A 14,614-nucleotide genomic window follows, 5' to 3' on the forward strand; every position below is an offset into this window, starting at 1 on the left:
TGTGGGAAGCTTGCTGGCAAGCGAATCGCCATCGGCCCAGGGCCTTCGCGGCTAAGCGGAGCGCCGCCCGGGCCTCTTCCCACAGCGGCGCTGTAGCCACATCTGAATGGAGGTCTTCGAGGTAACGGGGCAATACGGGAGCCCCCACCGGAGCGACCCTTCCCGCTAAACCGCGAGGAACCTTTTTCATGGTTCGTCGCCCATGGTAACCCCTCTTCGGATTGCCACTGACGCGCGCCAAGCCTTCACTACTGTGATACAAAAAGACCCTCTATCATTGAAACGGGAACCAAGGGGGGAGTTCGTGACTCTTATTGGTTTCGGTTCTCGCTAAAGCTGTGACAACAAGGAGAATTTCATGCTGCGTATGGTTAGCGCCCTGCTGATGTCCCTGGGGCTGATGATGTCCGCCACCGTGATGGCTCAGGAAGGGCAGCCTCAATACAAGGAAGGGGTGCATTACCGGGTGCTGGACAACCCCGGCACCACCAGTGTCCCCTCCGGCAAGGTGGAAGTGCGGGAGTTCTTCTCCTACATGTGTCCGCACTGCTATTCCCTGGAACCCACCGTGGACAGCTGGCTGAAGAACAAGCCGGAAGCGGCCGCCTATGTGCGCACCCCGGTACTGTTCATGCAACACGCCGAGCCGCTGGCCCGGGCCTATTTCATTGAGGAGTCCCAGGGGCTGACCGGAGAGATTCACCGACCATTGTTCGATGCCATTCATATGCATCGTGAGCGCCTGTTCGACGCGGACGCCCTGGCCGGCTTCTTTGAGAAGTACGGTGTGGAGCGCGACAAGTTCAACAGCCTGTATGGCTCCTTCGCGGTATCCACCAAGGTTCGTGAGGCGGATGCACTGACCCGTGAGTATCAGATTCGTGGCGTGCCGTCCCTGGTGGTGGCTGGCAAGTACGCGGTGATGCGGGATAACCTCAAGAACAACGCCGAGATGTTCGATGTGGTGGACTTCCTGATCAAAAAGGAAAGTGAGAAGTAAGCAACGCCATGCTGCTGGAACGTGCCCGTAACGCCTATCAGAACTGGAAAATCCGACCGTCGGGTTTTTCCCTGGCCCAGGAGGGGCACCGCCGCACCCGGCGGGTACGTGAGGTGTCAGTACCCAACGACACCCTCAAGATTCTCAGCTTCAACATTCAGGCGGGTATTGGCACCAGTCGGTTCCGGGATTATGTGACAGGCAGTTGGAAGCATCTGGTGGCGCACCCGCGCAGCGTGGAGATCATCGAGCAGATCGCCGACGTGGTGCGTCATTTCGATGTGGTGGGCCTGCAGGAAGTGGATGGTGGCAGCTTGCGCTCGCGCAACCTCAACCAATTGGTGCATCTGGCGAGCCTGGCGGATTTCCCGTTCTGGCATCAGCAGTTGAACCGTAATCTGGGGCGCCTGGGGCAGTTCAGCAATGGGTTACTCAGCCGCATGCCGCCTTACGCGGTGGAAGACCACATTCTTCCCGGTCTGCCCGGCCGGGGCGCCATCGTGATCAAATTCGGCCATCCGGTGGAACCGCTGGTGGTGGCGGTGTGCCACCTGGCACTGGGCGAGAAGATACGCAATACCCAGTTGTCTTATCTGGCCGGTCTGCTGCAGCCCTACCGTTACAGTCTGATCATGGGCGACTTCAACTGCCGGCCGGAGCATCTCATTGCCTCGCCGTTGACCGATCTGGGTCTGGAACTGGTGGAAGGCGATTTGCAGACCTATCCCAGCTGGGCGCCGGATCGCCATATCGACCATATCCTGGCCACACCGGAACTGCAGGTGCGGCACAGTCGTGTGTTGGAGGATTGTCTGCTCTCGGACCACCTTCCCCTGGCCACGGAAATCCGCATTCCCGACGCGGTGCGCGCGGCCAGTCTGGAGCATCGGCTGCCGCTGATCGAGTGACGTTCCGGAAGAACGTCTTCAACGAAGTCGTTGTGGAAAGCTTGCTTGCAAGCGAACGGGATTCGCTCGGGCGGTTTGGACTATTCGCGGCCAAGCGGAGCGCCGCCCGGGCCTCTTCCCACAGCGGCTCCGTAGCCACTTCTGCATCAGGGCCGGCGCCGATAGCGGTATCCTGATTTTCTTCCGCCACGTTGATGTATGTCAGTCCTGCTGGTGGCACGACATTTAACATGCTCCCGAAATACATGTTATGGGGCGTGCAATGTCGTTGTTTTCCGGCGGGAAGGGCGGATGGCTAACCGTGCTGTGTCTGGTCGGCGCCTGGCTGTGTTCGCCTGCCTGGGCGGATCTGGACCGGCAACGCGTGGAAGCGTTGTTTCCCGGTGCTGATTGGTCCGAGCCGGAAGGGGACTTCCGGGTGCGCACTCTGTCCCGCAACGGCGATCGTCTTGGCTATCTGTTTTACAGCCAGGATGTGGTCAACATCCCCGCCTATTCCGGCAAGCCCATCAATGTGCAAATCGTGATGGACCCCGAGGGCGTCATTCTCGATGCCTACGTGGTGGAGCACCACGAGCCGATCCTTCTGGTCGGGATCCCGGAACAGAAACTTCACGATTTCAGCGCGCACTATGCCGGTGTCGGCGCCGGCCAGCGGGTGGTGGTAGGGAGGTCCCGGGATGCCGGGACCGTGGCCATCGACGCGGTGAGTGGGGCCACGGTGACCGTCATGGTGGTCAACGAAACCATCATGGGCGCGGCGCGCAAGGTGGCGGTGTCGCTGGGATTGATCGAGGCGCCGTCCGCCCGGCGCCAGCCGGCGCGCATCCGCGCAGGCAAGGCCATGGTGGCGGGCTGGGAGCAACTGGCTGGGAAGGGGGCTCTGCGCCGGCTGTATCTGACCCGGGGGCAGGTGGATGAGGCCTTTCGTGGCACCGAGGCGGAAGGAATGGCGCGGACCGCTCCTGACCAGCGCGACGACGTCTTCATCGAACTGTATACCGGCTTGCTGAACCCGCCGGAGGTGGGCGTCAGCCTGCTGGGCGAACCCGGCTACGAGGCCTTGATGGGGGAACTGGGGGAGGGCGAGTACGCGATCGCCGTGCTGGCCGACGGACGCTACTCGTTCAAGGGCTCCGGCTATGTGCGCGGCGGCATCTTCGACCGGGTCCAACTGCGCCAGAACGGCGCCATCATCAGCTTCCGGGATCTGGACTATCAGCGTTTGTCCGATGTCTATGCCGCCGGCATGCCGGACTTCCCGGAAATGGCGATCTTTATTATCCGCCCGGAGCACCGTTTCGACCCGGGTAGCCCCTGGACCCTGGAACTGCTGGTGCGCCGGCAGACCGGTCCGGTCAGCGGCATCTTCACCAGCTTCGAGCTGCCCTACTCCACGCCGGAAGCCTACCTGGAGCGGCCGGAGCCGCTGGCGGCCCCGGAGGAGGCTCCGGTGTGGGTGAGGATCTGGTACCAGAAGCAGTTTCAAGTGGCGGTCATCGCGGCTGCTCTGGGACTGCTATTGGTGATCCTGTTTCTGCAGGACCGGCTGGCCCGGCACCCGCGTCAGTTGCACTGGCTGCGGCGGGCCTACCTGCTGTTCACCGTGGTTTTCATCGGCTGGTACGCCCTGGGCCAGCTGTCCGTGGTCAATGTGCTGACCTTTGCCCACGCGGTGATGGAGGATTTCCACTGGGGGTTGTTCCTCAGCGATCCGGTGATTTTCGTGTTGTGGGCTTTCACCGCGGCCAGCGTGTTGCTGTGGGGGCGGGGGGTGTTCTGCGGCTGGCTGTGTCCGTTCGGCGCTCTCCAGGAACTGCTCAACGAAGCCGCCCGCAAGCTCCGCGTTCCTCAGTACGAGTTGCCGTTTGCTCTGCACGAACGGCTGTGGGCGGTGAAGTATCTGATCCTGCTGGCCCTGTTCGGTCTCTCGCTGGAGTCCATGGCCACGGCGGAGCGCTTCGCTGAGATCGAACCGTTCAAAACCGCCTTCACTCTGCACTTCGACCGCCAATGGTGGTTCGTGCTGTACGCGGTGGCCCTGCTGGTCATGAACCTGTTCACCCGCAAGGTGTATTGCCGCTACCTGTGTCCTCTGGGCGCGGCGCTGGCGGTGCCCAGCAAACTCAGACTGTTCGACTGGCTCAAGCGGCGCAAGGAATGCGGCAACCCGTGTCAGCTGTGCGCAAAGGAATGCGAGATCCAGGCCATTCATCCGGATGGGCGTATCAACGTCAACGAGTGCCACTACTGCCTGGATTGCCAGATGACCTACCACAACGAAGAAAAATGCCCGCCGCTGATCCTGAAGAAAAAACGGGCCGGCGGACGAAGGCGGAGCATCCCCGAGGTGGAACGTATTCCCGCCTTGCAACTGGAAGAAGGTTGAAGGCCGGCGCACCGGCCGCACACAACGGAGAAACGACAATGACACACGATCAGTTCAATGACGACAACGGGAGCGCCCCGGGCGGAGGGCTGACCCGGCGCGGATTCCTCGGTGCCGGAACCCTCGGTGGCGCCGCCCTGGCCGGTGCCGCGACGCTGGGTGGCGTGGTGATGACACGGGAAACCTGGGCCGCCTCGGTAAAGGAGGCCATGGCCAGGACCCATGTGGGGCCGGGTGAACTGGATGAGTATTACGGCTTTTGGAGTGGTGGCCACTCCGGCGAGGTGCGGGTACTGGGGGTACCCTCCATGCGTGAGCTGCTGCGGATTCCGGTGTTCAACGTGGATTCCGCCACCGGCTGGGGACTGACTAATGAAAGCAAGGAGGTGCTCGGCGACAGTGCCCGTTACCTCAACGGCGACAGTCACCACCCGCATATCTCCATGACGGATGGCCGTTATGACGGCAAATACCTGTTCATCAATGACAAGGCCAACAGTCGGGTGGCGCGCGTCCGTCTGGATATCATGAAGTGCGACCGCATACTGACGGTGCCCAACGTGCAGGCGATCCACGGTCTACGCCTGCAGAAAGTGCCGCACACCAAATACGTGTTCGCCAACGCGGAATTCATCATCCCGCATCCCAATGACGGTTCGTCCTTCGATATCCAGGACGATGGCAGTTACACCATGTTCAACGCCATCGACGCCGAGCGGATGGAAATGGCGTTCCAGGTTATCGTCGACGGTAACCTGGATAACACCGATGCCGACTATACCGGCAAGTACGCCGCGTCCACCTGTTACAACTCGGAGAAGGCCACGGACCTGGGCGGCATGATGCGCAATGAGCGCGATTGGGTGGTGGTGTTCAATATTCCGCGCATCGAGGCCGCCATCAAGGCCGGCAAGTTCACCACTCTGGGGGACAGCAAAGTGCCGGTGGTGGATGGCCGGCACGGATCGGATCTGACCCGCTACATCCCGGTACCGAAAAATCCGCACGGTTTGAATACGTCTCCGGATGGCAAGTACTTCATCGCCAACGGCAAGCTCTCGCCCACCTGCACCATCATTGAGATCGCCCGGCTGGATCAGCTGTTCGGCGGCAAGCTCAAGGAGCCCAGGGAGGTGGTCGTGGGCGAGCCGGAGCTGGGTTTGGGGCCGCTGCATACCACCTTCGACGGTCGCGGCAACGCCTATACCACCCTGTTCATCGACAGCCAGGTGGCGAAGTGGAATATCGAGGAGGCGATCCGTGCCTATAAAGGGGAAAAGACCAACTACATCAAGCAAAAACTGGATGTGCACTATCAGCCGGGCCATAACCACGCCTCGCTGACCGAAAGCCGGGACGCGGACGGCAAGTGGTTGGTGGTGTTGAGCAAGTTCTCCAAGGACCGTTTCCTGCCCACCGGTCCGTTGCACCCGGAAAACGATCAATTGATAGACATCTCCGGCGAGGAAATGAAACTGGTGCACGATGGCCCCACCTTCGCCGAGCCCCACGACTGCATTCTGGTGCGCCGTGACCAGATCAAGACGAAAAAAATCTGGGAACGGAACGATCCGTTTTTCGCCACCACCGTGGCCCGGGCGAAGAAAGACGGCATCACCCTGGAACAGGACAACAAGGTGATTCGTGAGGGCAACAAGGTGCGGGTCTATATGACCTCCATAGCGCCGGCCTACGGGTTGACCGAATTCAAGGTGAAACAGGGGGATGAGGTCACGGTGACCATCACCAACCTCGATCGCATCGAGGACGTTTCCCACGGCTTCGTGATGACCAACCATGGCGTCAGCATGGAAATCAGTCCGCAACAAACGTCCTCCATCACCTTTATCGCCAATAAACCTGGCGTGCATTGGTACTACTGCAGTTGGTTCTGTCATGCCCTGCACATGGAGATGGTCGGGCGGATGCTGGTGGAGAAAGCCTGATTGCAAGGGGAAGGGAGCGCGGCGGTGCGGGTGTGGTGATGGGGGAACTGAGCCGAATCGGGTTGTGTTGCCTGGCACTGTGGGGCGTGTCCGGCATGGAGGCCCAGGCCGGGATGTCATCCCGCGACCTTATCGCCGCGGCGACGGCGGCCCCGGAGGAGAACCGCTGGCGTGTGCCGGCGGGGATTCACCGGGGGCGTTTTCGCATCGATGAGGAAGGCACCGAGGTGGTTTGCGATCCCGGCGCGGTGCTGGACGCCGAAGGCCAGGGTAATGGCCTGACCATCGCCGCCGCCAATGTGGCGGTCAGCGGCTGCGCATTGCGTAACTGGGGGAAGGATCTCACCGCCATGGACGCCGGGGTGTTTATCGAGAAGCAGGCCTCCGGAGCCACTCTGCGTAACAACCGGCTCACCGGTCCGGGCTTCGGCATCTGGGTGGACGGCACCGCCGATGTGACCGTGACCGGCAACCATATTCAAGGGGAGCCCGCGTTACGCTCCCAGGATCGTGGCAATGGCATTCATTTGTACGCCGTACGCGGTGCTGTGGTGTCCCGCAATTACGTGCGTGAAACCCGCGATGGCATCTACATCGACACCTCCAACGGCAACCGGTTGGAAGGCAATGTGCTGGAGGACCTGCGCTATGGCGTTCACTACATGTTTTCCCATGACAACAAGGTGGTTGGGAACGTCACCCGGCGCACCCGAACAGGGTATGCCCTGATGCAAAGCCGTGCGCTGTGGGTGGAAGGCAACTGCTCCGAGAATGACCAGAACTACGGCATTTTGATGAACTACATCACTTATTCCACATTGCGCGGCAACCACATCCGCGGCGTGCGCCGGGGAGCCACCGGCGACGCCATGATCCGCGGCGCCGAGGGCAAGGCGTTGTTCGTTTACAACTCACTGTACAACGACATCACCGATAACCGCTTTGAACAGAGCACCCTGGGGATCCATCTGACCGCCGGCTCCGAGGACAACCAGCTCAGTGGCAACCGGTTCATCGTCAATCAACAACAGGTGAAGTACGTGGCTACCCGTACCCAGGAGTGGTCGCGACACGGCAGGGGCAATTACTGGAGCGACTACCTGGGCTGGGACCGTGACGGTGACGGTATCGGCGACGTGCCGTATCAGCCCAACGATGATCTGGACCGGCTGCTGTGGTTATACCCCCAGGCTCGCTTGTTGATGAGCAGCCCATCCGTGAGCCTGCTGCGCTGGGCGCAGAGTGCGTTCCCGGTAACACGCTCACCGGGCGTGCGCGACAGCCACCCCTTGATGACGGCGGATGAGACCGCCGCGGAGCTCTGTCATGACAGCCATTGAGATGTGCTCGGTGCGGCACGGCTATGGTCGGACCACGGTATTGCACGACCTGAGCCTGACGGTGGGGGAAGGGGAAGTGCTCGGTCTGTTCGGTCATAACGGCGCTGGCAAGACCACCACCATGAAACTGATTCTCGGTGTATTGCGGCCGGATGCCGGTGAGGTGCGGGTGCTGGGCGTGCCGGCGGGCGAAGCGCGGGCCCGCCGCGAGCTTGGCTATCTGCCCGAAAGCGTCAGCTTCTATCCGCAACTCAGTGGGCGGGAGACTCTGGCTTACTTTGCCCGATTGAAAGGCACACCGGTGTCCGGTATCGCGGGGCTGCTTGATCAGGTGGGCCTGACGAACGCCGCGGATCGTCGGGTCCGTACCTACTCCAAGGGCATGCGTCAGCGTCTGGGCCTGGCCCAGGCGTTGCTCGGCGAGCCTCGGCTGTTGCTACTGGATGAGCCCACGGTGGGCCTGGATCCCATCGCCACCGCGGAACTGTACGCTCTGATCGATGATCTGCGCCGCCGGGGCACGGCGGTGGTGTTGTGCTCCCACGTGTTGGCCGGGGTGGAGGGCTATATCGATCGCGCCGCCATCTTGTGCCAGGGCCGGCTTCGGGCGCTGGGCAGTCTACCGGAACTACAGCGCGAGGCCGGACTGCGTTGGCATTTGACCAGTCTGCGGGTGGACCCTCAGGGGCGCACGCTCCGATGCGAGCGAACCGTGGCGGCGAAAGACAAGATGGCCTGGTTGCGCGCTCTGGCCAGCCAGCCGGAAACCGTGGACGTGGAAGTGCGGGCGCCGTCCCTGGAAGACCTCTATCGTCATTTCCAGGCTGGAGTTGATGAGCAACGGAGGGAGACAGTGTGACCGTATTGTGGTCCATTGCCATGAAGGAATTGCGGGACGCACTGCGCAACCGCTGGCTGCTGGCCATCAGCGTTCTCTTCGCCGTTCTCGCCGTGGGGATCGCCTGGTTTGGCGCCGCCGCCTCGGGCACGGTGGGATTCACCAACGTGCCCGCCACCATGGCCAGTCTCTCTACCCTGGCCACTCTGTTGATCCCCCTGATCGCTCTGATGCTGGCCTACGACGCCATCGTCGGTGAGGACGAAGCCGGCACTCTGCTGCTGTTGCTGTCCTATCCGCTGGGGCGGGAGCAATTGCTGCTCGGCAAGTTCGTCGGGCATGGCTTGATTCTGGCCCTGGCCACGGTGGCCGGCTTCGGTGCCGCCCTGGTGGCTATTCTGGTCGGGGTGGACGGCGTGCCAACGACGGTGCTGGTGGGCGCCTTCGCACGTTTCGCGGTGTCGTCGATGATGCTGGGCTGGGTGTTCCTGGCCATGGCCTATGTGCTCAGTTGCCGGGTGCGGGAAAAATCCACCGCCGCCGGGCTGGCCCTGGCCGTATGGTTCTTCTTTGTGCTGGTGTTCGACTGGCTGCTGCTGGCGCTGCTGGTGCTCAGCGAGGGGCGTTTCAGTCCGCAGTCTTTGCCCTGGGTGCTGCTGTGCAGCCCCACCGATCTGTACCGGCTGATCAACCTGAGCGGCTTCGACGCCGGCGCGGAGATTACCGGCGTGCTGGCCCTGGGCCGGGAATTGCCCATGCCGGTCTGGGGGCTTTGGGGCGTTCTGGGGTTGTGGGTGCTGCTGCCGTTGGGGTTGGCAGGGGTTCTTTTTCGTCGTCGGGTATGAGGTACACCATGGGAAAATCGGGAATCGGGTTCGGTCTGCTGATGTTGTTGGTGTTGGCGGGCTGTGAGGAACCCTCGTCGGCGGTGCTGGGCCCGGTGCCCTTTCATGCCGATGATGAGTGCCATGTTTGTGGCATGATCATAGCGGATTTTCCGGGCCCCAAGGGGGAGGCGGTGTCGGCGCATCAGGTGCGCCGTTTCTGTTCGGTGGCGGAAATGCTCGGCTGGTGGCATCAACCGGAGAATCAGGTGGGGGAATCCCACCTTTATGTCCACGACATGGCGCGTGGAGACTGGAACCGGCCTGATGACGCTCATTTGATCGACGCGCGCCAAGCCTGGTTCGTGATTGGCGGTGATTTGCCGGGAGCGATGGGGGTGACCGTGGCGTCCTTCGCCGAGAAAGCGGCGGCCGAGGACTGGGCCGGACGACACGGCGGCCGGGTGTATCAATTCAAGGAACTGGAGCCCGCGTTATGGCGCCCCTCGGCGCCCATGGCCGGGCATCATTGATCAGGGCACGCCTATAGGCTGATTCGCTGGCAAGCCAGCTTCCCACAGCGGCTCGGTAGTTCCCTTCGTGGGAAGCGAGCTTGCTCGCGAATACGGGGCAAGTTCATGCCTCCAAGATCGATGGACCGGATATGCCCATGGATTCAGTGGTCAGGCGCCAGAGCTTCCCCAAACCGAGGGACGGCGTCTTCGGTGGTCCTATTTCTGCTGCAGGATCCATTCGGCCAGGGTTTTGGCTTCTTCATCGGTCACCGCGTTCGGTGGCATTGGAATGGCGCCCCAGATGCCCTGGCTGCCTTCCTTGATGTGTTTTGCCAAGGTGGTGGCGGCGCCGTCCTGACCAGCGTATTTCTTCGCCACATCCTGATAGGACGGGCCGACCATGGGGCCGTCGATCTTGTGGCAGGCCACGCAGGCCTTGGCTTGATAGAGGGTCTCGGCGTCCGCCGCCAGGGCCAGACCAGGACTCAGGGAAGCGGCCGCCAGGGCGGCCAGGGAAAAGGCGGTTACTTTCATCGGAGACTCCGTCACGGGACTGCCAATAGGGATCGGAGTCGATTGTAGGGTTGGTCGCGGAAGCGGCCTTGATCTGCATCATGCTTGATCCTCTCGGGTTGGCATCGGCATCAACTAACCGAGGCGTTCCGTGCTTCTGGCCCGCCCGCCTTGCCTTCCCGGGCATGGGCTGATCAAGGCAGGGTGATGGGCGGAGGGGCGGGGCTCAAGGCGGGAGACTTGAGGACGCGGGCGGCCAGTTCGTTTTGCCGGGTCGTACCGGTTTTGCGGAACACGGATTTCAGTTGGCTGCGTGCCGTTTGCACCGAAATGCCCTGGCGGTCGGCGAGATCGGCCAGTGTTCCGCCTTCGGCTATGGCGCGGGCCACCTTGGCCTCCGCGGGTGTGAGCCCAAACAGAGTGGCGACGTGCTCCTCATCCACATGAACAGTCTCCTCGGGCAGATGGAAATGCAGCAGCGCCCGTCCTTCCACGGGGAACAGAATCCGGCCGACTTCCGGTGCCAGTGGACTGAGCAGGCACGCCAGTGGCTGATCGCCGAGACGAGGCGCCAGTAGCAGATCCCCGGCATGCCGCCAATCACGGCCAGCGCTGGTCAGAATGCCGTTGACCGAATGCAGGAAGCGTTGCTGTAGTGGGCGGTGCCTGAACATCAAACGCCCGTTCCGGTAGAGCAGGGCATTTTCATTGGCCAATAGGGCCTCCGCCCGTTGGCAGAGGTAGTCGACACGGCCGGCGGGGCCCAACAGGATGAAAGGACGATGCGCCGCCAGCTCGCCGGCAAGGGCGCGGCGGCGAAGCCCGGCGGCTTCAAGATTCAGTTGAATGGCGCGGCGTATATGTGGCACCAGCCCGTTGAACCAGGTGGTATCGACGTGATGGTATGGACCGTGATCACGGGTGCGCTGCACCAACAACTGAACGGTATGGTCCCGGTTCTGATAAACGGTGCCGCAAACCCCGTGGTGGATATCCAGCCCCCGGGCCCAGTCGTTGTAAAACTCGGTCTGGTAGAACCGGTTTTGCCGGCAGGAGAAGTCCAGATAGGTGGAATAGAGCTGTCCCGGTGGTTTCTGTTTGAGCTCCGGACGCCAGGGGCAGGCGTTGACGAAGTGATCGACGTACTGCTGGTGAGCGCTGTCGTCGATATTGATCTTCATACTGGATTGCACTTGTTCCGCGACTCGGTCCAATACCAGTAGACGGGCCGAACGAGAGCGGCTCACGCGTACCAGTTTGTCCAGAAACATGGACCAGTAGTTCTGGTCCATGGGGGTTGCGTACAACACATCCAGGAGTTCATCGTACTGCCGTCCCGAAAAGGGAAGTCGACTTGAGCTTTCCATTTCGACTCTCAATGCCTTCTTGTTTGTGAACTATGTCACAAAATAAAAGATGCAACGAGTAAGCCAAAAATGGCCGTGGGGCATTACCGCACTGTTGGTTTCTCCGGTGGCGGGGGCTTCGAGGCGGTTCCACTCACCGATTGAAAAGCCTTTCATAGCCTTGCCGCCGCTGCTCCGTTCCGAGACCTCCCGATTTGGGGGGGATCGGGTTCAGTAGCGGGTTTCCGCCATCCCGGAGAACTGCTTGGCCAGATAGGTGGCGTAGTTGTCGGTCATCCCGGAGAGGAAATCCAGTGCCCGCATGATGCACTGATAAATACGCTCCTGTTCCGGCAGGGTTGGCAGGTCATCAGGGAAACTGTGGCTGCCGATCAGGTCGATGATGCGCTCGTGGCGATAATTGCGCGCGGTGCCACGGGCGTGGGACAAGGCCGCGTCGATCAGGCCGTCGAGCAGAGCGCCCATTACCTCGAAGGCACCGATTTCCAGTTCGATTTTGCGCGGGTGCTCGAACACCTTGCCGCGAGCCAGCTGCTTGGCGTTCTCCACCACATCGTGCACCACCGGCTCACAATGGTGCAGCAGATCCCCGTCCATGCGTCCTTCCAGCAAGCGCTGATGATTGGCAATGAAGGCCTCGACGCCGGCCTCGATGAAGCGTTCAATGATCTTGCCGCGCAGCAGCGCCGCTTTGCGGCCGTCGCGCAGCCCTGAGTGCACCAGGTTACGGACTTCGGCGCTGTCCGGCAGTGCCGGTTGCAACAAAGCGTAGACCTCGTCCCAGTGCAGCAGATCCATCTCCAGGCCGTCTTCGAGGTCGATGATGGCGTAGCAGAAATCGTCCGCCGCCTCCATCAGATAGGCCAGGGGGTGGCGGCAATAGCGGTCCGCGTCCAGCGGGCGCAGACCGGTGGCCTGGCAAACTTCCCGGAATGCCCCGGCTTCGGAGACGAAGGCGCTGTACTTGCCCGGCTTGATGCCGCTTTCGCCAGCCCGGGCGGAGAGCCAGGGATATTTGAGAAAGGTGGCCAGAGTGGCGTAGGTTAGACGCATGCCATCCTGGTATTGGTGGTACTCGCTTTTGGTGAGGATGCGGAACCCCTGGGCATTGCCCTCGAAGTAGATCAGATCGGATTGTTGGGCGGGGCTGAGCAGTTCCAGATAACGCTGGCCCCGCTCCTGGAACCAGGCGCGGATGGCGCGCTCGCCGGTATGACCGAACGGTGGGTTGCCGATGTCATGGGCCAGGCACGCGGATTGCACGATGTCACCGAGATCGGTGGCGTTGGTGCTTGCCGGTAACAGCTTCAGACGTTCCAAGCGTTCACCCACCTGGATGCCCAGAGTCCGGCCCACGCACGACACTTCCAGGGAATGGGTGAGGCGGTTGTGCACGTGGTCGTTGGTGGCCAGCGGGTGCACCTGGGTCTTGCGGGCCAGGCGCCGGAAGGCGCCGGAGAAGATGATTTTGTCGTGGTCGCGCAGGAAAGCGGTACGCCCGGTTTCATCCTTGGCGCCACGGTGTCCCAGGCGCTCCTTGTTGAGCAGGTGTTCCCAATGCATGGTCTGGATGCCATTGAAGAGAGGAGCGGGGCTCCCCAACTGCGTTTACATCGGTGAGGCGGGCCACCGATACCGTTGATGTCATCTTGGTGGACCCGGTGCCGGGGTCAAGCCTCTTTTCGCCCCGGCGGCGGGTCGAAGTCATAAATCCTTTGGGTCGTCAGAGTAAGGAGCAGTAATGAATCTGGACAAACCCCTACTGATGTTGGTGACCAGCGCCGGTCAAATGGGACAAGGGCAACAAACCGGCCTGTGGCTTGAGGAATTCGCGGTGCCTTATGGTCTGTTCCGTGAGGCCGGTATCCCGCTGCGAGTGGCCAGCCCGCTCGGTGGCAAGGTGCCGGTGGATCCGCGCTCGGTACCGGATGATGCCGAGAAGGACGCCTGGCGGGAGGCGATCGCCGCGTTGCAGGAAACCCGAGCGTTGGAAGACATCTGGGAAGACGGTTTCGCCGGCGTCTTCGTGCCCGGCGGCCATGGCGCCATGTTCGATATGCCGGATCATCCCATGGTGGCACGGGTGCTTAACCGTACCTGGGAACAGGGCGGGCTGGTCAGTGCCGTGTGCCACGGTCCGGCGGCCCTGGTGGGCGCCCGCGACGGCGCGGGCAAGCCGCTGGTGGAAGGCCGCGTGGTAAGTTGCTTCAGTAACGAGGAAGAACACGAAGTGGGGCTCGACGACGTCATGCCCTTCCTGCTGGAGAACCGGCTGCGTGAACTGGGCGCGGAAATCCGCAACGGTGAGATGTTCCAGCCGCGGGTGGTGGAGGACGGGAATCTGATCACCGGTCAGAACCCGCAATCCAGCACGGTGGTGGCCGAGGCCGTCCTGAAACGATTACTGTCCCGGTAAGCAGGGCGGCGGGTGCGCCCGCCGCGTGGGCCGGGAACCAAGGAGTAAGACAAGTGGATATCTACGACTACAGCGCCGTCACTCTGGACGGCGAGGAGCGTTCCCTGGCCGATTTCAAAGGCAAGGTGCTTTTGATCGTCAATACCGCCAGCAAATGTGGCTTCACGCCCCAGTACAAAGGGCTGCAGACGCTGTACCAGCGCTACAAGGAGCGCGGCCTGGTGGTGTTGGGTTTCCCGTGTAACCAGTTCGGTCGTCAGGAGCCCGGCGATGAGGTGGAGATCGGCGCTTTCTGCGAAAAGAACTACGGCGTCGACTTCCCCATGTTCGCCAAGATCGACGTTAACGGCAGCGACACCCATCCCCTTTATCGCCACCTCAAATCGGAAGCCCCCGGCCTGCTCGGCAGCGAAGGCATCAAATGGAACTTCACCAAGTTCCTGGTCGACCAAAGCGGCCGTGTGGTACGTCGCTACGCCCCCAAGGATAAACCGGAGGCGCTGGCGGCGGACATTGAGAAGGCCTTAAAAGGAGTGGACAGTTGACAGCGGAAAAACA

13 protein-coding genes are annotated in these 14,614 nt (G+C 61.8%); 10 read left to right on the forward strand and 3 right to left on the reverse strand.

Annotation, left to right across the window (positions count from 1 at the left end; genetic code table 11):
- The first annotated feature begins 358 nt into the window (after positions 1-358).
- From A6D6_RS18315 to A6D6_RS18350, 8 genes are all read left to right on the forward strand, one after another.
- Positions 359-1,000, forward strand: a complete 642-nt coding sequence (locus tag A6D6_RS18315) for a thiol:disulfide interchange protein DsbA/DsbL (RefSeq protein WP_133489794.1) — start codon at positions 359-361, stop codon at positions 998-1,000.
- Between the two features lie 8 nt (positions 1,001-1,008).
- Positions 1,009-1,908, forward strand: a complete 900-nt coding sequence (locus A6D6_RS18320; protein WP_159661504.1) for an endonuclease/exonuclease/phosphatase family protein — start codon at positions 1,009-1,011, stop codon at positions 1,906-1,908.
- Positions 1,909-2,170: 262 nt separating this feature from the next.
- Positions 2,171-4,297 (forward strand): transcriptional regulator NosR, encoded by a 2,127-nt coding sequence (nosR, locus tag A6D6_RS18325; RefSeq protein ID WP_159661505.1) that lies wholly within the window; start codon positions 2,171-2,173, stop codon positions 4,295-4,297.
- Positions 4,298-4,335: 38 nt separating this feature from the next.
- Positions 4,336-6,243, forward strand: a complete 1,908-nt coding sequence (nosZ, locus tag A6D6_RS18330; RefSeq protein WP_159661506.1) for a TAT-dependent nitrous-oxide reductase — start codon at positions 4,336-4,338, stop codon at positions 6,241-6,243.
- 38 nt (positions 6,244-6,281) lie between these two features.
- On the forward strand, positions 6,282-7,583 hold the full coding sequence (locus A6D6_RS18335; protein WP_159661507.1) for a nitrous oxide reductase family maturation protein NosD: 1,302 nt from the start codon (positions 6,282-6,284) through the stop codon (positions 7,581-7,583).
- Complete coding sequence (locus A6D6_RS18340) at positions 7,570-8,442, forward strand: ABC transporter ATP-binding protein (RefSeq protein WP_159661508.1); 873 nt, start codon at positions 7,570-7,572, stop codon at positions 8,440-8,442. The genes A6D6_RS18335 and A6D6_RS18340 overlap by 14 nt, the downstream gene beginning before the upstream one ends.
- Positions 8,439-9,266, forward strand: a complete 828-nt coding sequence (locus A6D6_RS18345; RefSeq protein WP_133489800.1) for an ABC transporter permease — start codon at positions 8,439-8,441, stop codon at positions 9,264-9,266. The genes A6D6_RS18340 and A6D6_RS18345 overlap by 4 nt, the downstream gene beginning before the upstream one ends.
- Positions 9,267-9,274: 8 nt before the next feature.
- Complete coding sequence (locus tag A6D6_RS18350; protein WP_133489801.1) at positions 9,275-9,778, forward strand: nitrous oxide reductase accessory protein NosL; 504 nt, start codon at positions 9,275-9,277, stop codon at positions 9,776-9,778.
- A 198-nt stretch (positions 9,779-9,976) separates the two neighbouring features.
- Here the strand turns inward: A6D6_RS18350 and A6D6_RS18355 are convergent, their stop codons facing one another.
- The 3 genes from A6D6_RS18355 to A6D6_RS18365 all read right to left on the reverse strand — a co-directional run bounded on the left by A6D6_RS18355 (position 9,977) and on the right by A6D6_RS18365 (position 13,203).
- Positions 9,977-10,294 (reverse strand): c-type cytochrome, encoded by a 318-nt coding sequence (locus tag A6D6_RS18355; RefSeq protein ID WP_133489802.1) that lies wholly within the window; start codon positions 10,292-10,294, stop codon positions 9,977-9,979.
- Positions 10,295-10,467: 173 nt separating this feature from the next.
- Complete coding sequence (locus A6D6_RS18360; protein ID WP_133489803.1) at positions 10,468-11,583, reverse strand: helix-turn-helix transcriptional regulator; 1,116 nt, start codon at positions 11,581-11,583, stop codon at positions 10,468-10,470.
- Between the two features lie 267 nt (positions 11,584-11,850).
- Positions 11,851-13,203: a deoxyguanosinetriphosphate triphosphohydrolase gene (locus tag A6D6_RS18365; RefSeq protein WP_159661509.1), complete on the reverse strand. Its 1,353-nt coding sequence runs from the start codon at positions 13,201-13,203 to the stop codon at positions 11,851-11,853.
- Between the two features lie 178 nt (positions 13,204-13,381).
- Here A6D6_RS18365 and A6D6_RS18370 point away from each other — a divergent pair, with 178 nt between their 5' ends.
- Together A6D6_RS18370 and A6D6_RS18375 are read left to right on the forward strand one after the other, a co-directional pair.
- Positions 13,382-14,056: a type 1 glutamine amidotransferase domain-containing protein gene (locus A6D6_RS18370; protein WP_133489805.1), complete on the forward strand. Its 675-nt coding sequence runs from the start codon at positions 13,382-13,384 to the stop codon at positions 14,054-14,056.
- 53 nt (positions 14,057-14,109) lie between these two features.
- Positions 14,110-14,601, forward strand: coding sequence for a glutathione peroxidase (locus tag A6D6_RS18375; RefSeq protein WP_159661510.1), 492 nt, complete (start codon positions 14,110-14,112; stop codon positions 14,599-14,601).
- Positions 14,602-14,614: the final 13 nt, after the last annotated feature.

Source organism: Alcanivorax xiamenensis (assembly GCF_009846745.1).
GTDB lineage: Bacteria > Pseudomonadota > Gammaproteobacteria > Pseudomonadales > Alcanivoracaceae > Alloalcanivorax > Alloalcanivorax xiamenensis.

What these genes read in the sequence shown, in the direction of transcription:
- A6D6_RS18350 (WP_133489801.1), top strand. Translation starts at nt 9,275, where the DNA reads ATGGGAAAATCGGGAATCGGGTTCGGTCTGCTGATGTTGTTGGTGTTG.
- A6D6_RS18355 (WP_133489802.1), bottom strand. Translation starts at nt 10,294, where the DNA reads ATGAAAGTAACCGCCTTTTCCCTGGCCGCCCTGGCGGCCGCTTCCCTG.
- A6D6_RS18335 (WP_159661507.1), top strand. Translation starts at nt 6,282, where the DNA reads ATGGGGGAACTGAGCCGAATCGGGTTGTGTTGCCTGGCACTGTGGGGC.
- A6D6_RS18320 (WP_159661504.1), top strand. Translation starts at nt 1,009, where the DNA reads ATGCTGCTGGAACGTGCCCGTAACGCCTATCAGAACTGGAAAATCCGA.
- A6D6_RS18370 (WP_133489805.1), top strand. Translation starts at nt 13,382, where the DNA reads ATGAATCTGGACAAACCCCTACTGATGTTGGTGACCAGCGCCGGTCAA.
- nosR (WP_159661505.1), top strand. Translation starts at nt 2,171, where the DNA reads ATGTCGTTGTTTTCCGGCGGGAAGGGCGGATGGCTAACCGTGCTGTGT.
- A6D6_RS18365 (WP_159661509.1), bottom strand. Translation starts at nt 13,203, where the DNA reads ATGCATTGGGAACACCTGCTCAACAAGGAGCGCCTGGGACACCGTGGC.
- A6D6_RS18315 (WP_133489794.1), top strand. Translation starts at nt 359, where the DNA reads ATGCTGCGTATGGTTAGCGCCCTGCTGATGTCCCTGGGGCTGATGATG.
- A6D6_RS18340 (WP_159661508.1), top strand. Translation starts at nt 7,570, where the DNA reads ATGACAGCCATTGAGATGTGCTCGGTGCGGCACGGCTATGGTCGGACC.
- nosZ (WP_159661506.1), top strand. Translation starts at nt 4,336, where the DNA reads ATGACACACGATCAGTTCAATGACGACAACGGGAGCGCCCCGGGCGGA.